The following is a 16,998-nucleotide window of genomic DNA, read 5'->3' on the forward strand; positions in this document are numbered from 1 at the left end:
TGATATATTAGTGTTTTAATGTAGCTGATCTCACAAAGAATGCCGGTCCAGCCCCCGATGCCACGTTCCTACGACACCCTGCGCAGCGCCCGCTGGTTCGCGCCCGACGACTTCCGCTCCTTCGGCCATCGCTCGCGGGTGATGCAGATGGGCTATGCGCCCACCGACTGGGTGGGCAAGCCGATCATCGCCATCGTGAACACCTGGAGCGACGCCAACCAGTGCCATTCGCACTTCAAGCAGCGCGTGGACGACGTCAAGCGCGGCATCTTCCAGGCCGGCGGCTTTCCGCTCGAGCTGCCGGCCATCTCGCTGTCCGAGAGCATGGTCAAGCCGACGACCATGCTCTACCGCAACTTCCTCGCCATGGAGACGGAAGAGCTGCTGCGCAGCCATCCGGTGGACGGCGCGGTGCTGATGGGCGGCTGCGACAAGACCACCCCGGGCCTCACGATGGGCGCGCTGAGCATGGGCCTGCCGTTCATCTACTTGCCGGCCGGCCCGATGCTGCGCGGCAACTGGCGCGGGCAGGTGCTGGGCTCGGGCTCGGACGCCTTCAAGTACTGGGACCAGCGCCGCGCCGGCCAGCTGAGCGACCAGGCCTGGCAGGAGATGGAAGCGGGCATCGCGCGCAGCCACGGCACCTGCATGACCATGGGCACCGCGGCCACCATGATGGGCATCGCCGAGGCCGTGGGCTTCACGCTGCCGGGCGCTTCGAGCATTCCGGCGGCCGACGCCAACCACGTGCGCATGAGCGCCGAGTGCGGCCGCCGCATCGTCGAGATGGTGTGGAACGACCTGACGCCCGCCAGCATGCTCACGCGCGCCAATTTCGAGAACGGCATCGCCTGCGCGATGGCGATGGGATGCAGCACCAATGCCATCGTGCACCTGATCGCCATGTCGCGCCGCGCGGGCCATCCGGTCACGCTGGACGACTTCGATGCGGCCAGCCGCCGCGTGCCGGTCGTCGCCAACATCCGGCCGAGCGGCGACGCCTACCTGATGGAAGACTTCTTCTATGCGGGCGGCCTGCCCGCCATGCTCGAGCGCATCCGCGGCCACCTGAAGACCGAGGCGCGCACGGTCAACGGCCGCACCCTCGGCCAGAACATCGAGGGCGCCGAGGTGTTCAACGACGACGTCATCCGCCCGCTCGCCAACCCCATCTATGCCGAAGGCGCACTGGCCGTGCTGCGCGGCAACCTCGCGCCCGATGGCGTGGTGATCAAGCCCAGCGCCTGCGCGCCGCACCTGCTGCAGCACACCGGGCGCGCGCTGGTGTTCGACGACTATCCGGCGCTCAAGAAGGCGGTGGACGATCCCGAGCTCGACGTGACCGGCGACGACATCCTGGTGCTGCGCAACGCCGGCCCGCGCGGCGCCGGCATGCCCGAGTGGGGCATGCTGCCGATCCCGACCAAGCTGCTGAAGCAGGGCGTGAAGGACATGCTGCGCCTGTCGGATGCGCGCATGAGCGGCACCAGCTACGGCGGCTGCCTGCTGCACTGCTCGCCCGAGGCGGCCATCGGCGGCCCACTCGCATTGGTGCGCACGGGCGACCGCATCACGGTAGACGTGCCCGCACGCACGATCCATCTCGAAGTGAGCGACGAGGAATTGGCGCGGCGCAAGGCCGCCTGGACACCGCCCGCCCCGCGCTACGAGCGCGGCTACGGCTGGATGTTCAGCCGCCACATCCGCCAGGCCAACGAGGGCTGCGACTTCGACTTCCTCGAAACCGGGTTCGGCCGCCCGGTGCCCGAGCCGGACATCTTCTGAAGCCCGCTTCCCCGATCAACGACCAAGCCAACAAGCCAACGGAGACCGACGACGTGAATCCCCCAACTCGCGAGAAGCTGATGAAGGTCAGCACCGCCACCCTGTGCACGGCGCTGTTCAAGCGCGGACTGCGCAACCAGTTCATCCAGGACGTGCATCCGCTCGACCCGACGCTTCCCAACATGGTCGGCGAGGCCTTCACGCTGCGCTACATGCCGGCGCGTGAGGACCTGAACCCGATCACCGTGTTCAACGACCGCAACCATCCGCAGCGCCAGGCCGTGGAGCAGTGCCCGGTGGGCGCGGTGCTGCTGATGGACAGCCGCAAGGACGCGCGCGCCGCCTCGGCCGGCGGCATCCTGGTGAGCCGGCTCATGAAGCGCGGCGTGGCCGGCGTGGTCACCGACGGCGGCTTTCGCGACAGCCCCGACATCGCCCGGCTCGGCTTTCCCGCCTACCACCAGCGCCCGAGCGCGCCCACCAACCTGACCTTGCACCAGGCCATCGACATCAACGTGCCGATCGGCTGCGGCGACGTGGCCGTGTGGCCCGGCGACGTGGTGGTGGGCGATGCCGAAGGCGTCATCGTGATTCCGGCGGTCATGGCCGACGAGGTCGCGGCCGAGGCCACCGAGATGACCGTCTTCGAGGACTTCGTGCAGGAGAAGGTGCTCGAAGGCCGCTCCATCCTCGGCCTCTATCCGCCGACCGACGAGCAAAGCCGCACCGAGTTCGCCGCCTGGCGGCAGGCCTGCGGGCGCTGACGCCGGTTTTTTTCCCGACGACGACAAACGAAAAGAGAGACAACACCATGCCCTTCATCCAACGCGCCGCGGGCCTTTGGTCCGCCGCGCTCGCATCCGCCCTCGCATTGGCACCGGCCGCGGTCCTCGCGCAGGCCGAATGGCCCGCCGCCAAGCCCATCACCTACGTGGTGCCCTTCACCGCCGGAGGCTCCACCGACATCGTGGGCCGCATCCTGTCGAACAAGCTGCAGGAGAGCCTTCACCAGTCGGTGGTGGTGGACAACAAGCCGGGGCAGGCCGGCGGCATCGGCGCGGCCTACGTGGCCAAGGCCGCGCCCGACGGCTACACGCTGTTCGGCGGCACCATCAGCACGCACGCCATCAATCCCAGCCTCTACAAGAAGCTGCCCTACGACGCCATCAAGGACTTCGAGCCCGTGTCGCTGGTCGGGCGGCTGCCCAACGTGCTGATCGTCAACAGCCAGCTTGGCGTGAACTCGGTGGCCGAACTCATTGCGCTGCTCAAGAAGGACGAATCCAAGCGCACCTTCGCGTCTTCCGGCGCCGGCACCTCGACGCACCTGGCGGGCGAGATGTTCGCCGACATGATCGGCGTGAAGCTCACGCACGTGCCGTACAAGGGCACGCCGCCCGCCATGACCGATGTCGCATCGGGCCTGGTGCCCTTCATGTTCGACCAGGTGACCGCCGCGCTGCCGCTCGTCAAGAGCGGCCGGCTCAAGCTGCTGGCCGTGACCACCGGAAAGCGCATCGCGCTGGTGCCGGAACTGCCGACCATGATCGAGTCGGGCGTGCCGGGCTTCGAGATGTCGTCGTGGCAGGCGGTCTACGCGCCGAAGGGCACGCCCAAGCCCATCGTGCAGCGCCTGAATGCCGAGATCGTGAAGGCGTTGAAGCAGCCCGACGTGCAGGCCAAGCTCTCGGGCCAGCTGGCCATGGAGATCGTCGGCAGCACGCCCGAGGAACTGCGCGACCACATGGCGCGCGAGATTCCGCGCTGGGCCGAGCTGGTGAAGAAGTCGGGGGCGACCGCGGACTGATCCCCGGGTCCTGCGTGGGAAGACGCGGCCATGATCGAGCGCGTGAACGAGATCGGCAAGAAGCGCATCGTGCTGTCGAGCCTGTGGACCGGCGTGCGCATCGTCGGGCCGGCGCTGTCGGTGATCGACCAGGGCTTCGAGGTGTTCGAAGAAGGCGTTCGCCCTCCCTTGGCGCTATAACCGAAGGGCGCGGCCTGCCAGGCTGCGCTCGATCGCCTCCACGGCGCGAGAGAGCCCGTCTTCCGCGCGCATCTTCTCGCCCAGTGCCAGCGCACGGGCCCGCACCTCGGGGCGGCCGGCAAACGCAAGGCCGCGCGCCAGGTCGTCCGCGCCGAGCCGGCTGCCCGCCACCGCGTCGGGCGCCACGCCGGCCTGCGCCAGCTGGTGTGCCCAGAAGAACTGGTCGCCCGCGAACGGCACCACCACCGACGGCACCCCGGCACGCGCCGCCGAATGCGTGGTGCCCGAGCCGCCGTGGTGCACCACCAGCGACGTGCGCGGAAACAGCCAGTCGTGCGGCACCTCGCCCACCACGTGGAAATTGGTCGGCAGCCCCTGCGTGTCGATGCCGCTCCAGCCGGGGTGCAGCACCGCGCGCCGGCCCGCCACGCCATCCACCACCACCTGGCGCAGGCGGGCGGCATCGAAGCCGGTCATGCTGCCGAAGCCGATGTAGACCGGCGCCTCGCCCGCGGCCAGGAAAGCGGCCAGCGCGGGCGGCGGCTGCCAGTCGGGCGCCGGTGGAATCCACTGCCCGCAGACTGCGGCATTGGCGGGCCAGTCGGCCGGCCGCGGCACCAGGCTCGGCGAAAAGCCGTAGAGCATCGGGTGCGTGCTCCACATGCGCCGGCGCGGCGGCAGTGCGCACACCTCGGCGCGCGCCGCGTTCACCGCCGGGCGGAACGCGCGCCACAGCATCGCGTTGACCAGATGGTGGCTCGCGCGGTGCAGCCAGCGCGGCACGCGGGAAGGGGGCAGGAAAGGCGACGCGAAGTCGCGCGTCGGCGTGAGCGGAAACAGTCCTGCACCGACGGCCGGCACGCGCAGCGCCTCGGCCGCCGACAGCCCCACGAAGGCGGCCAGCCCCGCGCACACGATGGCCTCGCTGCCGCGCGCCGTCTCGACGGCCTGGCGCAGCCATGCGGTGGCGTTGCCGTTGGCAATGGCTGCGAGCGCCTTGGCGGCCGCGCCGGGCCGCTCGCTGTGCGCCACCACGTTGGCGATGGCTCCGCTCGCGCCGAGCGCGCCCCGGATGTCGCCGGCCAGCGCCTGCGTGCGCACGCCCAGCCTTTGCGCGGCGCCCAGCGTCGATGCGTCGGCCAGCAGCACCGATGAATGGCCGGCTTCGTCGAGCGCGCGGCACAGGGCCGCGAGCGGGCGCGCATCGCCCTCGGTGCCATAGGTGAGCACGGCGATCTTCATGCGCGCTTCCTCCGCGGCGGTTTGCCGGCGGCACCGGCGCCATGGACAAAGATGTCGACGATCACCGCGAACTCGTCGGTGAGCACCAGCCCCGGCAGCGTCAGCCAGCGCATCAGCGCGCCGAAGTACAGGTGGTGCAGCAGCGACGACAGGTGCTCGGCCGGCACGTCGGCGCGCAGCGTTCCGTCGTCCTGCGCCTGCGCGACCAGCAGCGCGAAGAGCCCCGCGAGATCGCGCGGGCGCTCGTCGACATCGCCGGCGCCGAGCTCGTCCTCGATGTTGAGAAAGCGGAAACGGAAATAGTCGAGCAGGTAGGCCCGATGGCGCTGCGACCATTCGGCCGACGCATCGAGCAGGCGCATCAGCCGCGGCTCGAAACCGCCGGGCTGCGCCACCAGGCCGCGCAGGCGCTGCGTGTCGGCCGCCAGTTCCATGTGCACCCAGTGCGCGAGGATCGCTTCCTTGGTGGCGAAGTGGTTGTAGAGCGTGCCCTTGGCCACATCGGCCTGCAGCGCGATCTGCTCCATGGTGGTGGCGTCGTAGCCGTTCGCCTCGAAGAGCTGCATGGCGGTGGTTGCCACATGGTCGAGCGTCTGTGCGCGCCGCCGCTCGCGGCGGCCTGGGAGTTCGGGGGCTGGCAAAGGGGTGGCCTCAAATATGAACGACGTATAAGTTTATACGACGTTCAAATGTACGAGCAACGCTCGCCGCTCAATGCCGACCGGCGCGGTGCGCCATGCGGTTTCGGGGACAATGCGGCAGGTGACATCGAGGCCGGACAATGCTCCAGGAGATGGACGCGCTGATCCGCCGGGCCGACCTGGCCGTGCCGGCCGCCGTGATCCAGCGCGCGGCCATCGGCATCGACTGATTCATCCTTCCACACCCGTTCCCGTCTTCCTTTCACAGAATGTCCGCCTCAGCGCTTCCCTTTTTCAAAGCATTCCATGACCGCGTCGCGCTGCCCTGCGCGCAGCGCGGCTTCGAGAGCGGCGTGTACTGACCCTGCATCCGGTGCAAGCGATGCTTTACGAAGCCGGCCCCGTGCTGGTCTTCATGGCCTGCGTGGCGCTGGCCACTTACGCGCAGAACCTCACGGGGTTCGCATTCAGCCTCATCCTGCTTGGCCTGGTGTCGGTGTTCCACGTCGCCAGCGTGGGCGACACGGCCAACGCCGCCACGGTGCTGAGCCTGATCAATGCATGGACCTATTTCCGCGCGCGGCCCGGCGTGGTGCCGTGGCGGCTGATGAAGCCGGCGCTCAACGGCAGCACCGTGGGCGTGATCGCGGGGCTCATGCTGCTCACCTGGCTCAGCGGCGGCGCGGTGAACTGGCTGCGCGGCCTGCTGGGCGTGTCGATCCTGGGCTGCGCGCTGCTGCTGGTGCTGCAGGGCAGGCCGCAGCCCGCGGTGTCGGGCCGCACGAGCTTTGCCGTCATCGGCGGGCTGTCGGGCGTGCTGGGCGGGCTGTTCTCGAGCTCGGGGCCGCCCATCGTCTTTCACATGTACCGCCAGCCGCTGGAGCGCGAACTGGTGCGCCGCGCACTGCTGCTGATGTTCGCGTTCAATTCGCTGGTTCGGCTCGTGATCGTGCTGCCCACGGGGCACTTCTCGTGGCGCGCGGCGCTGCTGGCCGCCTGCGCGATGCCGGTGGTTTACGGCGTGACGCGGCTGCACCATCGGCTGCCGAACAAGCTGCAGCCGCGCACCCTCAAATGGCTGGTGGGCGGCTTGCTGGCCGCGGCGGGTTCGACCTTGATCGCGAGCGCGTGGCTTGCGATCGCGCAGGGCTGAGCGCCCGCTCCCTCTTCACGCGCGCATGGGCGCGCGGCTTCTGTCGTTGTTGGCCGTGACGAACTTGGCGAGCAGCTTCATGAAATCGCGGCGCTCCTGCTCGCTCATGGTGCCGAATAGCGCGTCCTGCATCTGGGCCATTGCCGGCACCGTTTGCGCAAGCAGCGTGGTGCCCTCGGCGGTCAGGCGCAGTTCGCGCTGGCCGCGCGCCAACACCTGGCGCGTGATCCAACCCTTGGTTTCCAGCCGCGCGGCGATGTCGGCGGCGGTGGAGGTATCGAGCGCCACCTGCTGGGCCAGCGTCACCTGGTCGATGCCCGGCTTCTTCTGCAAGGTGCGCAAGATCGCGTATTGGACCGGTGTGACGTCACGCCCCAGCTTCTCGTGGAACACCGAAACCGCGATCTGATGGGCCCGGCGAATCAGGTGGCCCGGCTGGTCATTGATGTCGATCTCGGCGGCGTCGGAGGTGGGGCTGGGCATGGTGTCGAAACCAGAATCGGTCCCGGCGGTGAAGACGGAGCCTGCGATTCTAGGGGGTCGTTCCACCGCGCCAGCTCCTACAGGTCGAGCACCAGCATTGGCGAACGCGAGCGCGAACAGCAGGGGGTGAACTGGTCGTTGGCCGCCTGTTCTTCCGGCGACAGGTACATGTCCTTGTGGTCCGGCTCGCCTTCCAGCACGCGCGTGAGGCAGGTACCGCACACGCCCTGTTCGCAGGAGGTCGCCACCTCGACGCCCGCCGCGGCAAGCGCCTGCACCACCGTGCAATCCTTGGGCACCGTGACGATGCGCCCCGAGCTCGCCAGCTTGACCTGGAATTCCGCATCGGCGTCCAACGCGGCGATCTCGGCCGAGAAGAACTCGTAGTGCAGCTGGTCGGCCGGCCAGCCGGCGGTGCGCGCGGCCTCCAGCACCCAGTCCATGAAGCCCTTCGGGCCGCAGACATACAGGTGCACGCCCGGCTGCGGCGTGCCGATCGCCGCCGGCACCGACAGCTTCTGGGCCGCGTCCCCGTCGTCGAAGTGGAACCGCACCTGCGATGCGAACGCGGACTGCGCGATGCGCCCGGCAAAGGCGGTGCGATCGAGGGAGCGCGTGCAGTAGTGCATCTCGAAAGGCGCTGCGCTCAGCGCCAGCCGCTCGGCCATGCACAGGATCGGCGTCACGCCGATGCCGCCTGCGATCAGCACGCTGCGTGCGGCCGCGTGCGCCAGCGGAAAGTGGTTCTTCGGTGCACTGATACGCAGCAGGCTGCCTTCCTGCACCAGTTCGTGCATCGCCTGCGAGCCGCCGCGAGATGAGGGATCGCGCAGCACGCCGATCAGATAGCGGTGGCTCTCCTGCGGATCGTTGCACAGCGAGTACTGGCGCGTGAGGCCGTTCGGCAGATGCACGTCGATGTGCGAGCCGGCCGAGAAGGCAGGCAGGGCATGCCCGTCGGCGTGCACCAGTTCGAAGGTGCAGATGTCCAGCGCCTCCGCGTGCTTGCGGGCGACGCGCACGTTCAGTTCGGAGGCGTTCATGCCGCACCTTCCTGGGCGATGGGGGCCTGGCCTTCTTGCGCGATCAGGCGCTCCAGCACGCGGCGCGACTGCACGCCGCCCGAGTCGATGTTGAGTTTCAGCAGCGAGCGAGTCGGGTGGGCGAGCAGGTTGCGCTGCTGGGATTCGAGCATCTCCAGGTCTTCGCTGAAGATCTTGCCCTGGCCTTCGCGGATCGATGCGGTCAGCGCCTTGTCGTGCGGCTGGAAGTTGCGCGCCATGCCCCAGAAGTACCAGTGCGAGGTCTCGGTCTCGGGCGTGATGAAGTCCACCACGATGCTCGACACCTTGTGCGCCGGATCGGCGTTGTAGCCGCCCTTGCCGGCGTGGGCGACGCCCACCTCGATCAGCACGTGGCTGGGCGGCGTGAAGCGGCAGATCTGCCAGCGGTCGACCGGCACGTCGTCGGCCAGGTGGTTGCCGCGCAGCGCCATGCGCCAGAAGGGCGGCGCCGAGATGTTCTCCATGAAGCGGCTGGTGGTGACCTGGTCGCCCTCGGTCTTGGTGGTGGTGGGCGTCTCGTCGATTTCCTTCTGGCCGATGCTGGTCGAATGCACGTAGGTCTCGTGCGTCAGGTCCATCAGGTTGTCGATCATCAGGCGGTAGTCGCACTGGATGTGGAACAGCCCGCCGCCATAGGCCCAGTCCGGGCTTTCGGCCCATTCGAGGTGATGCAGCTTGGCCGGGTCGGCCAGGGCGGGGTCGCCGGGCCAGACCCAGACGAAGCCGTAGCGCTCGATGACCGGGAAAGAGCGGATCGCCGGGAAGCCGCGCACGCGCTGTCCGGGCATCGCGACCGTCTTTCCGTCGCAGCCCATCTCCAGTCCGTGGTAGCCGCACACCAGCTTGCCTTCGACCACCCGGCCCAGGGACAGAGGCGCCCCGCGATGCGGGCAGAAGTCTTCCAGTGCCGTTGCCTTGCCTTCCGCGGCACGGTACAGCACGAGGTTCTCGCCACAGATCTTGCGGCCCAGGGGCTTGTCGTCGATCTCGTTGCCCGTGCAGGCCACGTACCAGGTGTTTTTCGGGAACATGTAGCTTTCCTTTGGATGGCTGGGTTGGGAGGAGGGGCGGTCAGTGCGCGCTGATCACGCGGCCGGCCGGCTGCGCCGCGGCGCTTCGGCGCAGTGCGAGGACGGCTGCCGTCGCCGCGATCGGCGGCAGCGCGTAGGCGTAGTAGAGATGCGGCGGCTGCCAACCGCCATCGAGCAGCATCCCGGCAATGAGCGGCGCGAGGATGGCGCCGATGCGGCCGATGCCGATCGCCCATCCCATGCCGGTCGTGCGCACGGCGGCCGGGTAGATCACCGGTGCGAATGCATAGAGCCCGGCCATCGACCCGAAGATGAATCCGCCGATCAGGAAGGCGATCGCGAACGATGCGCCGAGGTGGCCGGTTGCCGCGCCGAACACGGCCATGGCGAGGGCCGTGATGGTCAGGCTGGCCGCGGTCAGGCGCCCGAGGTTCAGCCGCGCGACAAGCAGCCCGAACAGGCTGCCTCCGACGATGCCGCCGATGTTCAGCAGCACGCCGCCGGTGATGCCCTCGCGCGCCGACAGCCCTGCCGAGACCAGCAGCTTCGGCGTCCAGCTCAGTGCGAAGTAGAAGCTGAACATCAGCAGGAAGAACGCAGCCCACAGCAGCAGCGTCGAGCGCGCCAGGCTTGCACTGAACAGGCTCGCCACCGTGGCGGCGGAGCGCGCGCCGGCCGGCGGCAGCGGCGGGAGTTCGGCCAGCTCTGGACGCTTCATCTGGCGCAGCAGCGCGTTGAGCTTGCGCAGCGCGCTGGCGGGGCGCCTGGAGACAAGGAAGTCGACCGATTCGGGCAGGCGCCACAGCACCAGCGGAATCATCAGCGCCGTGGCGATGCCACCGAAGAGAAAGACGGAACGCCAGCCATAGCTCTCCAGCAGGACGGCGGCAATGCTGCCGCCGATCGTCGCACCGATCGGATAGCCCGTTGCCTGCAGCGCCACCGCGGTGCTGCGCCATTTGTTCGACGCGTATTCGGAGGTGATGACGCCCACGCTGGCCAGCATGCCGCCGATGCCCAGGCCGGTGAGCGCGCGCAGCGCCGCCAGCTGAGTGCTGCTCCGGGCCAGCGCCGACAGCCCCATGCCGAGCGCGATCACCACCAGGCACAACAGGATGACGGTTTGCCGTCCGAAACGATCGGCCAGCGGCGCGAGGAACAGCGAGCCGGCAGCCATGCCGAACAGGCCGGCACTGAACAGCACGCCGAGCTGGGCGCCGCTGAGCTTCCACTCTGCCGACACGCTGGCCGCGGTGAAAGCCATGACCAGCACGTCGAAGCCGTCGAGCATGATCAGCGCGATGCAGATCGTGATCGCGCTCCACTGAAACCGGCTCATCGGGCCTTCATCGAAGGTCTTGCGCAGATCCTGGGTCATTTTGTCTCGATGTGCAGGGCGGCCAAGTACATTGCTGGCGCTCCTTGATTCAGTACACTGAATGACAATCAGTGTACTGAATCAACGCGGATCGAATCAAGTCCCCGTCGACTGGGGTTTACCCTTGTTGGGAGCGGCGAGCCAGCGGGGAAGGCATCCCCGAAATCACGGGAGAAGACGGCTGAACGTCAGCGTCAAGCAGGCACTGGCTGCACCGTCGATGCGCACACGCGGTTGCGCCCGCCGGACTTTGCGGCGTACAGCGCCTTGTCCGCGGCCCGGATCAGTTCCTTGGGCTGACCTGCCTTCCCGGCTGCGGGGGTGAGCGCGTCCACGCCCGCGCTCAGCGTCACGAATCCGTCGGCGGTGCCGGCATGTTCGATCTTCAGGTCTCGCACGGCGCTGCGGATGCGTTCGGCCAGCATCACGGCGCTCGCCACGTCGGTGTTGGGCAGCAGCACCGCCAGTTCTTCTCCGCCATAGCGGGCCGCCAGGTCGCCCGGCCGCCGGGAAGCGAGCCTGGCGATGGTGCGGCCGATGGTCTGCAGGCACTCGTCGCCCGCCGCATGGCCATAGATGTCGTTGTACTGCTTGAAGCAATCGACATCGATCATGATCAAGGCCAGGGTGCTCGCAGTGCGTGCCGCGCGGCTGTATTCGCTGTCCAGCGCCACGTCGAACTGCCTGCGGTTCGCGAGCCCGGTCAGGCCGTCTTCCATGGCAAGCGTGTTGAGGGTCTTGTTCAGCGTTTCCAGCGCGTCGCGTGCCTGCCGCAGCTCGGCTTCGGTGCGGGTCTGGAGCTGGAACTGCCGCACCAGCCGCCAGCCGATGAAGCCGACGATCAAGGCCAGCAGAAGAACGCCACCCGAATGCCACAGCGTCTCGCGCCACCAGTTGGCCAGGATCTCGTCCTTGGACAGGGCCGCGGAAACGAAGAGCGGATAGTTGTCGAGGCGCCGGAAGCTGTTCAACCGTGTCACGCCGTCCTGCGCCGACTTGATGAAGGCCGTTCCGACCGGCCCTTGCGCGGTGTAGGAGCGGAAGAGTTCGGTTTCCAGCATGTTCCGGCCCACGACGCCGGGGCCATAGGGCCGGCGGGTCATCATGGTTCCGTCTTCGAGCACCAGCGCGACGGCGCCGGCGTCGCCGATGTCGAGGCTGTCGTAGAACTTCGAGAAGAAGTCGACGTGGATCGTTGCGAGCGCCACCCCGGCAAAGCTGCCATCGGCATGATTGATGCGCCGTGAAACCGGGATCAGCAGCCTGCCGGTGGTCCGGCTCTTCACCGGAATGCCGATGTGCGGCCCGCGCGTTTCATGCGTGCGGTGAAAGACGAAATACTCCCGCTGCGCGTTGTTCAGGTTTTCCGGCCGCGTGAGGCGGGAGTTCGCAACCCAGTTGCCGTCCTTGTCGTAGATGTGCAGGCCGTCGAGCTGCGGGAGCTCGGCGACGCGCAGGGCAAGCACCCGGCGAAGCCGCGCCACGTCGGCCGGATCGGTGCCGTCGTGCTCCACGCGCTCGACCATGCCGACCAGCACCGTGTCGGCCTTCTTGAACGTGTCGTCCGCCTGCTGCACCATGGCGCGCGCGAGGTTCGACGCCGCCACGTTCATCTGCTGGAGCTGGTCGGAACGCGACTGCCAGCTGTTCCAGAAGTCAATTGCCAGAAGACTGAGGCAGACGACGGCCACGAAAGCCATGGTCCGGGCGGTGATGGAGGGTCCGCGAAGCACTACGCACTTTCGGAGCAATGAAGCATGGCGGCGGAGGGGATCATGGGGGTACCTCGCCGGAGGCGAATGCGGCCCCAATGTATCCGAATGCGACGCCCTGCGCGCAACCGGCGGCCATTTGATGGGTGCGTCAGCCGGGCGGCAGCTGGCGCAGTTTGCGGTAGAGCGTGTTTCGGCTGATTCCCAGCCGGCGCGCGGCTTCGGAGAGGTTCCCGGCGCACGACTGCACCGCCTGCGACACCGTGCGGTCCGAGAGGGTTTTCAGGTCCGCCGTGTCGGCTGCGGGCATGGCCGGCGCTTGCGTGGAAATCTCGCGCAGTTCGTCGGCCAGGTCGTCGGGCAGGTGCCACCAGTCGATCTGCGCCTCGTGGTCGGCCAGCAGGGCGCAGGCGGTGTGCAGTGCGCTGTTCAACTGGCGCAGATTGCCGGGCCAGCGGTAGCGCGACATGGCGAGTGCGAGGTCCGGTGCCAGCTGCAGTTCGCGGTCGGGCTCGATGCCGCGCAGCATCCGCGCCACCAGGTGCGGCAGGTCCTGCCGCTCGCACAGCGACGGCAGCTGGAGGGTCAGTCCGTTGAGCCGGTAGTACAGGTCTTCGCGGAAGCGCCCGGCCTCGATCTCGCGGCGCAGGTTGCGGTGCGTTGCGCACACCAGGCGGAAGTCCACCGCCACCGGCTTGCCGCCGCCCAGCGGCGTCACCTGCCGGTCCTGCAGCACGCGCAGCAGCCGCGCCTGCAGCGCGAGCGGCATGTCGCCGATCTCGTCGAGCAGCAGCGTGCCGCCGTGCGCCTCGCGGATGCGGCCGATCGCGCCTTCGCGGCTCGCGCCGGTGAAGGCGCCGGGCCGGTAGCCGAAGAGCTCGGCCTCGATCAGCTGCTCCGGCAGCGCGGCGCAATTGACCGCGACGAACGGAGCCTCCCGGCGCGTTCCGCTGGCATGCAGCGCCCTGGCGAACACCTCCTTGCCGACGCCGGAGGCGCCGAGCAGCAGCCAGGAGATCGGCTTGTCCAGCACGCGCCGGGCGCGCTCGACCGCGGCGCGCATGGCCGGGTCGCCGGTGTCCAGTTCGGCCAGTGCATCGGCGCGCGTTTCCGCCGGACGCCGAGCCGGGCCAGCCTCGTGGGCAGCCACCAGCACATGGCGACCGGCCTCGGCCCGCAGCCAGAGCGCGCTGCCGTCGTGCCGGCGCACCGTGCGCGGCGCGCCGCCCGGCTGGCGGCACCAGGCCATCAGCGTCGGCAAATCCAGTTGCAGCATCTGCTCGATCGTTGCGGCGCCCACGTCGGCGCGGGACAGGCCCAGCATCGCGAGCGCGGCCGCATTGGCGCCCACCAGCCAGCCGTCGTCCGACAGCGCCAGCAGGCCTTCGGTCACGCTGCCGATGCCCTCGGGCTGCAGATGCAGGCGCAGCCGCAGGTTGGCGGCGTGGCGCGTGTCGAACAGCTTCTGCTCGACCGTGCGCACGGCAAGCCGCACCAGCGCCAGCGCATGGCGATGGTGGCCGCGGTGGTCGCCCGAGATGTCGAGCACGCCCAGCACGCGGCCATCGGGCCCGGTGATCGGTGCGGCCGTGCAGGTGAGAAAGCCATTGCGGTCGAGGTAGTGCTCGCCGGCATGCACCACCACCGGCGACGCATCGGCCAGCGCGGTGCCGATGGCATTGGTGCCGCGCCACCGCTCGTGCCAGTTGGCGCCCGGGCGCAGCGCCACGCGCTGGGCGCGGTCCGCAAAATTCGCGTCGCCCATGGCCTCGAGCAGCATGCCCTGCGCGTCGGCGAGGATCACCAGGCTGTCGGTGTCGCGCATCTGCTCGAACAGGAACTCCATCACCGGCCGCGCATGGGAGGCCAGTTCGCGCTGCTGCTCGAGCGCGCGTGCCAGCTGCGCCGCGGAGGCGTGGGGCGCGCCCGGCGCGCGGCCGACCGGCGCCAGGCCGAAGCCGCGGCTGCGCTCCCAGCTTCGGCGCAACGCGGCATCGATGAGGCCATCGGCCACTTCGCCGGTGGTCGTCAACTGGCGGCGCGCTTCGCGCAGGCGCGAGCCTGGCGTGCGGGCGGCGACGTGGTGGAAATTCGTCTGCATCTGTTGTCTCCAGTCGGGCCTCTGCGGGCCTCGGTGTCACGGCATCGGACGGTTCGAGCATGAATGCGGTGGAGCACTGTCCCGTTTCGTGACAGGTGCTCACCGCGGCACGCCTTGCTGCGCAGTCTGTTGCAAGAAACTGACCCGATTCTTGCGCCAGATCAGGGGATTCGCGCTCAAGCCCCCGTGGCATGGCACATGCAATGCAGCACACCCGGGGCCGCGCGGCATCCGGTTTGCGCGGTCGCCTTCCACCCCAACCCGACGGAGACAAGAGACCATGCAATACGCCAGCCCCAACACCCCCGGCGCGAAGATCGACTTCAAGCCGGCCTACGACAACTTCATCAACGGCAAGTTCGTGCCGCCGGTGAAGGGCCAGTACTTCGACGTGATCACGCCGATCACCGGCAAGCCCTACACGCGCGCAGCCCGCTCGGGCGCCGAAGACATCGAGCTCGCGCTCGACGCGGCCCATGCCGCCGCGGGCGCATGGGGACGCACCTCGCCGGCGGAGCGCGCCAACGTGCTGCTGAAGATCGCCGACCGCCTGGAGCAGAACCTCGAACTGCTCGCCTATGCGGAAACGGTGGACAACGGCAAGCCGATCCGCGAGACGCTCAACGCCGACATTCCGCTGACCGTGGACCACTTCCGCTACTTTGCCGGCTGCCTGCGCGCGCAGGAAGGCGCACTGAGCGAGATCGACGAGAACACCATCGCCTATCACTTCCACGAGCCGCTGGGCGTGGTGGGGCTGATCATTCCGTGGAACTTCCCGATCCTGATGGCCGCGTGGAAGCTCGCGCCCGCCATTGCCGCGGGCAACTGCGTGGTGCTCAAGCCGGCCGAATCCACGCCCGTGAGCATCATGGTGATGGCCGAGCTGCTGGCCGACCTGCTGCCGCCCGGCGTGCTCAACATCGTCAACGGCTACGGCCGCGAGGCCGGCATGGCGCTGGCGGGCAGCAAGCGCATCGCGAAGATCGCCTTCACGGGCTCCACCGCCACGGGCCGCGTCATCGCGCAGGCCGCGGCCGGCAACCTGATTCCCGCCACGCTGGAGCTCGGCGGCAAGAGCCCCAACATCTTCTTCGAGGACATCGCCGACGCGGACGACGACTTCTTCGACAAAGCCGTGGAAGGCCTGGTGCTGTTTGCCTTCAACCAGGGCGAGGTCTGCACCTGCCCGTCGCGCGCGCTGATCCAGGAATCGATCTACGACAAGTTCATGGCGCGCGCACTGGAGCGCATCAAGGCCATCAAGCAGGGCCATCCGCTGGACACCGACACCATGATGGGCGCCCAGGCCTCGGCCATCCAGATGGACAAGATCATGAGCTACCTCGCGCTCGGCAAGGAAGAGGGCGCGCAGTGCCTCACTGGCGGCGGCCGCGCACAGCTTGGTGGCGAACTGGCCGGCGGCTACTACATCCAGCCCACGCTGTTCAAGGGCCACAACAAGATGCGCATCTTCCAGGAAGAGATCTTCGGCCCCGTGCTCGCGATCGCCACCTTCAAGACCGAGGCCGAGGCACTGGAGATCGCCAACGACACGCCCTACGGCCTGGGCGCTGGCGTGTGGACGCGCGACGGCAGCACCGCCTACCGCATGGGCCGCGCCATCCAGGCCGGCCGCGTGTGGACCAACTGCTACCACGCCTATCCGGCGCACGCCACCTTCGGTGGCTACAAGGAATCGGGCATCGGCCGCGAGACGCACAAGATGATGCTCGACCACTACCAGCAGACCAAGAACCTGCTCGTGAGCTATTCGCCGAAGAAGCTCGGGTTCTTCTGACCGCGCAGGCGCGTCCGAAGATAACGGTCCTGTAATCCAGCCGGCGGGAAACCGTCGGACTGGACGGCTAGAGTGGCACGCATGCCCGTCGAATACAGACAGGCATTGCCGCTCTATCTACAATGCTCCGCATGCACCGGGTTCGCCTCTTCGTCCTTTGGATCATGATGTTTGCCGTGCCCTTCCAGGCGTACGCGGCGGCAGCCATGGTCTTTTGCGGACCGGGCCATGACGGTGCGCTGGCCGTGGCGGCAACTGCCGCGCCGGCCGGAGCGCACCAGGCGCATGGCGATAGGCATGCAGACCATCACCACCACGAAGCCGCCGCGCAGGACGCCGGGCCATCCGCCGACGGCCACGGCGCCGGCACCACCGCCCATGCAGATCCGGATGGAATGCACAAGTGCGGCACCTGCGGCGCGTGCCACGCCACTGCGCTCACCAGCACGCTGGAACTGATCGTGTTCCAGGGCCTTCCCCGCGCCGACCTCGTCGAGCCCGCCAGCACGGTGGCCACGGTCGCGCCGCGCCTTCTCGACAAACCTCCTCGCGCCTGAAGCGTTCGTGCGCCTGCGCGCGCCCGGTCACGGGCGCCGCAGCTGCAGCAGCGAACGCGCATG

General features: G+C 68.6%; 14 protein-coding genes and 1 pseudogene. 7 read left to right on the top strand and 8 right to left on the bottom strand.

Features of this window, described 5'->3' with window-relative positions:
• Positions 1–57: 57 nt before the first annotated feature.
• The 4 genes and pseudogenes from araD to VAPA_RS34150 all read left to right on the top strand — a co-directional run.
• Positions 58–1,785: an L-arabinonate dehydratase gene (araD, locus tag VAPA_RS28010; protein WP_041946651.1), complete on the top strand. Its 1,728-nt coding sequence runs from the start codon at positions 58–60 to the stop codon at positions 1,783–1,785.
• Positions 1,786–1,838: 53 nt separating this feature from the next.
• The gene (locus VAPA_RS28015; protein ID WP_021003583.1) at positions 1,839–2,549 is read left to right on the top strand and encodes a ribonuclease activity regulator RraA; all 711 of its coding nucleotides are present in this window, start codon (positions 1,839–1,841) and stop codon (positions 2,547–2,549) included.
• A 47-nt stretch (positions 2,550–2,596) separates the two neighbouring features.
• Positions 2,597–3,592, top strand: coding sequence for a Bug family tripartite tricarboxylate transporter substrate binding protein (locus VAPA_RS28020; protein WP_021003584.1), 996 nt, complete (start codon positions 2,597–2,599; stop codon positions 3,590–3,592).
• A 15-nt stretch (positions 3,593–3,607) separates the two neighbouring features.
• Positions 3,608–3,739: pseudogene (locus tag VAPA_RS34150) on the top strand (hydrolase); the annotation flags it as partial.
• Positions 3,740–3,766: 27 nt separating this feature from the next.
• Here VAPA_RS34150 and VAPA_RS28025 read toward each other — a convergent pair.
• Together VAPA_RS28025 and VAPA_RS28030 are read right to left on the bottom strand one after the other, a co-directional pair.
• Positions 3,767–5,014, bottom strand: a complete 1,248-nt coding sequence (locus VAPA_RS28025) for a glycosyltransferase (protein ID WP_021003585.1) — start codon at positions 5,012–5,014, stop codon at positions 3,767–3,769.
• Positions 5,011–5,655: a TetR/AcrR family transcriptional regulator gene (locus VAPA_RS28030; protein ID WP_021003586.1), complete on the bottom strand. Its 645-nt coding sequence runs from the start codon at positions 5,653–5,655 to the stop codon at positions 5,011–5,013. Before VAPA_RS28030 ends, VAPA_RS28025 begins: the two co-directional genes overlap by 4 nt.
• A 373-nt stretch (positions 5,656–6,028) precedes the next feature.
• Between VAPA_RS28030 and VAPA_RS28035 the strand changes: the two genes are divergently transcribed.
• On the top strand, positions 6,029–6,808 hold the full coding sequence (locus VAPA_RS28035; RefSeq protein ID WP_080666881.1) for a TSUP family transporter: 780 nt from the start codon (positions 6,029–6,031) through the stop codon (positions 6,806–6,808).
• 15 nt (positions 6,809–6,823) lie between these two features.
• On the opposite strand, the gene VAPA_RS28040 is transcribed toward VAPA_RS28035, so the two are convergent.
• The 6 genes from VAPA_RS28040 to VAPA_RS28065 form a co-directional block, all read right to left on the bottom strand.
• On the bottom strand, positions 6,824–7,291 hold the full coding sequence (locus tag VAPA_RS28040; RefSeq protein WP_021003588.1) for a MarR family winged helix-turn-helix transcriptional regulator: 468 nt from the start codon (positions 7,289–7,291) through the stop codon (positions 6,824–6,826).
• 77 nt (positions 7,292–7,368) lie between these two features.
• On the bottom strand, positions 7,369–8,334 hold the full coding sequence (locus tag VAPA_RS28045) for a PDR/VanB family oxidoreductase (protein WP_021003589.1): 966 nt from the start codon (positions 8,332–8,334) through the stop codon (positions 7,369–7,371).
• Positions 8,331–9,386 (bottom strand): aromatic ring-hydroxylating dioxygenase subunit alpha, encoded by a 1,056-nt coding sequence (locus VAPA_RS28050; protein WP_021003590.1) that lies wholly within the window; start codon positions 9,384–9,386, stop codon positions 8,331–8,333. The genes VAPA_RS28045 and VAPA_RS28050 overlap by 4 nt, the downstream gene beginning before the upstream one ends.
• A gap of 40 nt (positions 9,387–9,426) precedes the next feature.
• Positions 9,427–10,764 (bottom strand): MFS transporter, encoded by a 1,338-nt coding sequence (locus VAPA_RS28055; protein ID WP_021003591.1) that lies wholly within the window; start codon positions 10,762–10,764, stop codon positions 9,427–9,429.
• Between the two features lie 194 nt (positions 10,765–10,958).
• Positions 10,959–12,464: a sensor domain-containing diguanylate cyclase gene (locus tag VAPA_RS28060; protein ID WP_230559084.1), complete on the bottom strand. Its 1,506-nt coding sequence runs from the start codon at positions 12,462–12,464 to the stop codon at positions 10,959–10,961.
• Positions 12,465–12,627: 163 nt separating this feature from the next.
• Positions 12,628–14,577 carry a sigma-54-dependent Fis family transcriptional regulator gene (locus VAPA_RS28065; RefSeq protein ID WP_021003593.1) on the bottom strand — a complete coding sequence of 650 codons (1,950 nt, stop codon included), beginning with the start codon at positions 14,575–14,577 and terminating at the stop codon, positions 12,628–12,630.
• 280 nt (positions 14,578–14,857) lie between these two features.
• On the opposite strand from VAPA_RS28065, the gene adh reads away from it, so the two are divergent.
• Positions 14,858–16,378 (top strand): aldehyde dehydrogenase, encoded by a 1,521-nt coding sequence (gene adh / locus VAPA_RS28070; RefSeq protein WP_021003594.1) that lies wholly within the window; start codon positions 14,858–14,860, stop codon positions 16,376–16,378.
• 131 nt (positions 16,379–16,509) lie between these two features.
• Positions 16,510–16,935, top strand: a complete 426-nt coding sequence (locus VAPA_RS28075) for a hypothetical protein (RefSeq protein WP_230559085.1) — start codon at positions 16,510–16,512, stop codon at positions 16,933–16,935.
• Positions 16,936–16,998: the final 63 nt, after the last annotated feature.

Origin of the sequence: Variovorax paradoxus B4 (genome assembly GCF_000463015.1) — a bacterium.
Lineage (GTDB): Bacteria > Pseudomonadota > Gammaproteobacteria > Burkholderiales > Burkholderiaceae_C > Variovorax > Variovorax paradoxus_E.

Coding starts and splice junctions, on each gene's coding strand:
- araD (WP_041946651.1), top strand. CDS start 58: ATGCCACGTTCCTACGACACCCTGCGCAGCGCCCGCTGGTTCGCGCCC.
- VAPA_RS28020 (WP_021003584.1), top strand. CDS start 2,597: ATGCCCTTCATCCAACGCGCCGCGGGCCTTTGGTCCGCCGCGCTCGCA.
- VAPA_RS28025 (WP_021003585.1), bottom strand. CDS start 5,014: ATGAAGATCGCCGTGCTCACCTATGGCACCGAGGGCGATGCGCGCCCG.
- VAPA_RS28040 (WP_021003588.1), bottom strand. CDS start 7,291: ATGCCCAGCCCCACCTCCGACGCCGCCGAGATCGACATCAATGACCAG.
- VAPA_RS28045 (WP_021003589.1), bottom strand. CDS start 8,334: ATGAACGCCTCCGAACTGAACGTGCGCGTCGCCCGCAAGCACGCGGAG.
- VAPA_RS28050 (WP_021003590.1), bottom strand. CDS start 9,386: ATGTTCCCGAAAAACACCTGGTACGTGGCCTGCACGGGCAACGAGATC.
- VAPA_RS28055 (WP_021003591.1), bottom strand. CDS start 10,764: ATGACCCAGGATCTGCGCAAGACCTTCGATGAAGGCCCGATGAGCCGG.
- VAPA_RS28060 (WP_230559084.1), bottom strand. CDS start 12,464: ATGGCTTTCGTGGCCGTCGTCTGCCTCAGTCTTCTGGCAATTGACTTC.
- VAPA_RS28065 (WP_021003593.1), bottom strand. CDS start 14,577: ATGCAGACGAATTTCCACCACGTCGCCGCCCGCACGCCAGGCTCGCGC.
- adh (WP_021003594.1), top strand. CDS start 14,858: ATGCAATACGCCAGCCCCAACACCCCCGGCGCGAAGATCGACTTCAAG.
- VAPA_RS28075 (WP_230559085.1), top strand. CDS start 16,510: ATGCACCGGGTTCGCCTCTTCGTCCTTTGGATCATGATGTTTGCCGTG.